4 protein-coding genes are annotated in these 4,804 nt (G+C 39.7%); 3 read left to right on the top strand and 1 reads right to left on the bottom strand.

Annotation, left to right across the window (positions count from 1 at the left end; translation table 11 throughout):
* Positions 1-215: 215 nt before the first annotated feature.
* Positions 216-1,766 carry a nitric oxide reductase transcriptional regulator NorR gene (norR, locus tag CWB66_RS20070; protein WP_138586766.1) on the bottom strand — a complete coding sequence of 517 codons (1,551 nt, stop codon included), beginning with the start codon at positions 1,764-1,766 and terminating at the stop codon, positions 216-218.
* 159 nt (positions 1,767-1,925) lie between these two features.
* Between norR and CWB66_RS20065 the strand changes: the two genes are divergently transcribed.
* Genes CWB66_RS20065 through hmpA form a run of 3 tightly spaced genes read left to right on the top strand, consistent with a single transcriptional unit; the run spans position 1,926 to position 4,629 of the window.
* Positions 1,926-2,195, top strand: a complete 270-nt coding sequence (locus tag CWB66_RS20065) for a hypothetical protein (RefSeq protein ID WP_138586764.1) — start codon at positions 1,926-1,928, stop codon at positions 2,193-2,195.
* Positions 2,195-3,427, top strand: a complete 1,233-nt coding sequence (locus tag CWB66_RS20060; RefSeq protein WP_138586762.1) for an NnrS family protein — start codon at positions 2,195-2,197, stop codon at positions 3,425-3,427. Before CWB66_RS20065 ends, CWB66_RS20060 begins: the two co-directional genes overlap by 1 nt.
* A gap of 20 nt (positions 3,428-3,447) precedes the next feature.
* Positions 3,448-4,629, top strand: coding sequence for an NO-inducible flavohemoprotein (gene hmpA / locus CWB66_RS20055; RefSeq protein ID WP_138586760.1), 1,182 nt, complete (start codon positions 3,448-3,450; stop codon positions 4,627-4,629).
* The last annotated feature ends 175 nt before the right edge of the window (positions 4,630-4,804 follow it).

Raw genomic sequence — 4,804 nt, 5'->3', positions numbered from 1 at the left:
TTATACCTGTGATATTAATAAGGTAATACCAAACTGCATAAATCTTTGATCAATTTAACGAATTAAATTGCACTATAACGTCGTTAAAAATTTTTTATTTAGAACAACTAGATACAAAAATTTTTGCCTAGTTCTAGCGTAATTTTCTTAACGTTAAATAGACCCCATATATAAGCAGATTGGTATTAGCAGCATTTTAGCTATGTTTTAAATGATTATAATGTTTTTTTTACTTCTATTCCTAGGCGTTTAGCTAAGCGCACTAAGTTAGCTCTATCTAATTCAAGTACTCTTGCTGCTGCGGCCCAATTGTAGTTATGCTGCTTTAATTGCTCAGTGATTACTTGAAATTGCAAAGACTCAACAGCTTGCTTCAAGGGCTGGTTAATTGGGGCATTATTTAGAATTGTTGAAACAGGGCTTGGTCGTACATTCGATGTTAAGTCACAGTGTTCGCTGGTAATGGTTATTATTGGGCTTTGCCACTGACTTTGTTTTGCTTTAAGTGCGCTACGGCTAATTACATGTTCAAGCTCGCGTACATTACCGGGCCAATTATATTGATTTAGCAGCATCTGCGCGTCGGTACTTAGTTTTAATTGTTTTATTCCTAACTTACGAGCTGTTTGTTCAATAAAGTAGCCTGCTAGGAGTGTGATGTCTTGCTCGCGTTTACTAAGCGGTGGCACGGTAATGGGATAAACACTTAGGCGATGGTATAAATCGGCTCTGAAGCGACCTTGTGCGACTTCTTCCTTTAAATTTCTGTTAGTGGCAGCAACTACGCGTACATCTACGTATTTTGGCGTGTCTTCACCGACTGTTTGTATTTCGCCACTTTGGAGTACACGCAATAGCTTACTTTGCATGGCAAGAGGCAGTTCGCCTATTTCATCTAAAAATAACGTGCCGCCATCAGCTAACTGAAATTTACCTTGGCGTGCATTTTGTGCGCCAGTAAACGCTCCCTTCGCATGACCAAAAAATTCACTTTCGGCAAGGTTTTCAGGAAGTGATGCACAGTTTAGGTGAATAAGTGGTTGATCTTCTCTAGCTGAGTTTAAGTGAATATTGCGTGCTACAAGCTCTTTCCCTACCCCTGTTTCTCCTAAAACAAGTACGCTAAAGTTAGATGCTGCAACGAGTTTAATTTCGTTTTTAAGCGTTTGCATGAGCGGGCTTTGACCAATGATTTCGCCGCCGTCCCTTGTTAATGCTTCTCGATTTAACTCTTGCACTAGCGCATTTGAATGCTGTGCATGCTGTTTGTAGTGGGCAAGTTCTAAGGCTGTTTTAAAGTGCGCACTACATAGAGTTTGTAAGGTATTGAGAGTATCAGGACTGATGTTATTAAATGCGTTGGCATTGAGGCTATCAAATGTGAGTACACCCAATAGCGCATTTTTATCATAAAGAGATAAACCTAAACACGCGTGCACAGGAATATCCCCCGTTTTAGCCAACAACAGGCCATCGTACGGATCGGGTAATGGGCAGTCGTGAGCAAACTGCAGTGCGAGCGTGCTTTTGCAGATAGCTTCTAGGCGAGGGTGCTCTATTATTTTAAATCGTCTGCCAAGGCTATCGGGCATCAACCCTTTAATTGCCAATGGTTTCAATTGTTCGCCCTGCAGTACCAATAACGCACTTGCATCACTTGGAATAACCCGCTCAACCGTTGCCAATAGCTGCTCAAAGCTATGCTCGTGCAGTGTGCTTTGCGCTAGCTCTAAAGCAACTTGTGTAAGGTTTAACTGCTGGCTCATGTCAAAATGACCTTTATGTGTTTTTATGATTTCATTTATAGTAGGTCATAAAGACTTTTTTTGTAAAGGGTTGTTATTTAACTAACTGAATTTTAAAGTTTAAATTGTTGGCACGATACGTGTAATAGCTAACTGATGTAGTTAATTATCGAGGTTGTTATGAATACAATGATGCTGAATAATTTAAATCCCCAAACACAGTCTATCTCGCTATACAAAACGCTATTGTTTGCTGCTAATACAGCCTTAGGCGTTAGTGTGGTGTGTATTGCTGTAAGTGTTTTAATTAGCTATCCATATGCTGAGCACTTTTCAATTCCGGTTCAAGTATCTGCTCATATTAGTACTATTGTTATCGCCGCTATTTTAAAAGTAAGTTATGTGCTGCGATGTGTTGCACAGCACGGCTTGGGGCAGGAAGTACGCTAATGCGCCCTATAAATTTAACTGAACCAATGCCCGAGCATGTCGCTATTTATCAAATATCGCAATGGCCGTTATGGATGTTGGCTTTTAGGCCTTTCTTTTTAGCTGGTGGCTTATTGGCATTTTTATCGGTGGCTTATTGGCTACTTATTTTAACAGGTAGTGTAAATTGGCACTTATCAATGCCTGCTACATTATGGCATGCACACGAGATGCTGTTTGGTTTTGCAGGCGTTGTAGCTGTTGGCTTTTTACTTACTGCGGCACAAACGTGGACAGGCGTACCCAGTATAAGTGGCAAAGCGCTCATGTGGCTTACGTTTATATGGCTGTTAGCTCGTTTAGCATTTTTTGTGGTATTGCCAGATATTGCTTATTTTAATTTATATGCAGCACTTATATTGCAAGTTGTGTGGTGGCTGGGTGCCATAACCGCGTTGGCGAATATGTTATTAAAAGCAAATAGCAAAAGTAACTATCCATTTTTAGCCATTTTAGCGGTGCTATGTGCGCTCAATACGTTGTATTTAATACTAGTGCTAGAGCAAAAAATGCAGCTTGCAATGGCTGTGGTTGATACCGCAGTACTGGTAATGACTTTACTTGTTGGCATTGTGGCAGGCCGCGTTTTGCCCTTTTTTACAGCCAAGGGATTGGGCCTTACTGAGCAAGTACGCACTCCTAAAATAGATAAAGTTGTTTTGTATTTATCTGTACTGGCTATTACTTTATTTTTTATTAGTAAATTATTTTTAAGCCCTATTAGTCCAGCTCCTGTGGTGGCGAGTGTCGCTGTATTGCACTTGGCCCGCTCTTTCTATTGGTGGAATAGTAAAGTACTTAAAATACCTTTGTTGTGGTCTTTGCATTTTTCGTATTTAGCTTTAGGTATTGGGTTAATGCTGGTGGCAATAAGCTTTATTGGCAGTACGGTTGCATTTAAAGATGCATTACACCTCATTACTATTGGCACAATAAGCATGATGATTTTAGCCATGATGACTCGTGTATCACATGGTCATACAGGGCGAACGCTCACTATTCCTCATTATATGGCCGTTGCATTTGCTCTCGTGCTAGTTGCTGCAATTACTCGTTCACTACTCCCTTTTATTATTGGGCCTCACCTAGCTTGGCAAATAAGTGCTCTGCTGTGGTTAGTGGCTTTTTTATTATTTTTAATTCACTGCACACCTATATTAACGCGGCGTCGTGTTGATGGGCGTCGTGGTTAGTTCACCTACAGGAAAACACTATGTTATCTGATAAAACCATTGAGATTGTAAAAAGCACTGTTCCGTTATTAGCGCAGGCGGGCACGGTTGTTACCGATCATTTTTATAAGCGCATGTTTAGTCATAATCCAGAGCTTAAAAATATTTTTAATATGGCGAATCAAGATACGGGTCGTCAGCAATTTGCACTTTTTAATGCATTGGCTGCGTATGCACAAAATATTGATAATTTAGCCGTATTAAAAGAAGCACTGGCCCGTATTAACCATAAGCACACGAGCTTAAATATTTTACCTGAACATTACCCAATTGTAGGTGCGCATTTAATTGGCACACTAAAAGAGCTTATTCCCGAGCAGTTTACTCCCGATGTAGAGTACGCGTGGCGTGAAGCATACGCACTACTTGCTGATATTTGTATAACTGAAGAAGCGGCTTTATATGCGCACAGTAAAAATAAGCATGGCGGCTGGGCAGGTACTCGTGAGTTTAAAATAACCAACAAGCAGGTTGAATCTGAGCTTGTTACGAGTTTTACACTTACGCCAGTTGACGGTGAGGCGGTTATCACACATAAGCCAGGGCAATATTTAGGTATAAAAGTTAAACCAGAGGGCGCCGAATATGAAGAAATACGTCAGTATTCTATTTCACAAAAAAGCAATGCTAAAAACTATCGTATTAGTGTTAAAAAAGAGCTACAGCCAAAGCTTGGCATGGTGTCTAATCATTTACACGCACTAGAGCTGGGCGCTATTGTTGAGTTATATCCACCAGCGGGTGACTTCTTTTTGCGTAGCAATACAAACCCTGCGGTACTTATTTCAGCAGGTGTTGGGCAAACGCCTATGCTTGCCATGCTTGAAACGTTATTAAGTGATAACTCTAATCAAGATATTGTGTATTTACATGCATGTGAAAATACTCAGCAGCATTCGTTTGCAAAATATTTGAATGGACTAAATGCAGTATATAACCGTTTACAAACAATGACGTGGTTTAATCAAGCCGTTGAGGGCGCTGACTTTATAGGGCTGATGAATTTAAACGCAGTACAAACACAATTACCATTAACGAATGGCGACTTTTACTTGTGTGGCCCTGCGGGGTTCATGGCATTTATAAAAAATCAATTGCTTGAGTTAGGTGTTAAAAACGAGCATATCCATTATGAAGTATTTGGTCCGCATCAAGACTTATAATGCCGTTTAAAAGTGGGCATATTTTATACCAAACTGCATAAACCTTTAATCAATTTAACGAATTAAATTGCACTATAACGTCGTTAAAAATTTTTTATTTAGAACAACTAGATACAAAAATTTTTGCCTAGTTCTAGCGTAATTTTCTTAACGTTAAATAGACCCTATATATAAG

The organism is Pseudoalteromonas sp. S558 (assembly GCF_005886635.1).
Taxonomy (GTDB): Bacteria; Pseudomonadota; Gammaproteobacteria; order Enterobacterales; family Alteromonadaceae; genus Pseudoalteromonas; species Pseudoalteromonas aliena.
Note: the sequence above shows the minus strand (reverse complement) of the source record. Positions and strands in the feature narration are given on the sequence as shown.

Bases quoted from the DNA above. Each gene is read 5' to 3' on its own strand.
- norR (WP_138586766.1), bottom strand. From the start codon at position 1,766: ATGAGCCAGCAGTTAAACCTTACACAAGTTGCTTTAGAGCTAGCGCAA.
- hmpA (WP_138586760.1), top strand. From the start codon at position 3,448: ATGTTATCTGATAAAACCATTGAGATTGTAAAAAGCACTGTTCCGTTA.
- CWB66_RS20065 (WP_138586764.1), top strand. From the start codon at position 1,926: ATGAATACAATGATGCTGAATAATTTAAATCCCCAAACACAGTCTATC.
- CWB66_RS20060 (WP_138586762.1), top strand. From the start codon at position 2,195: ATGCGCCCTATAAATTTAACTGAACCAATGCCCGAGCATGTCGCTATT.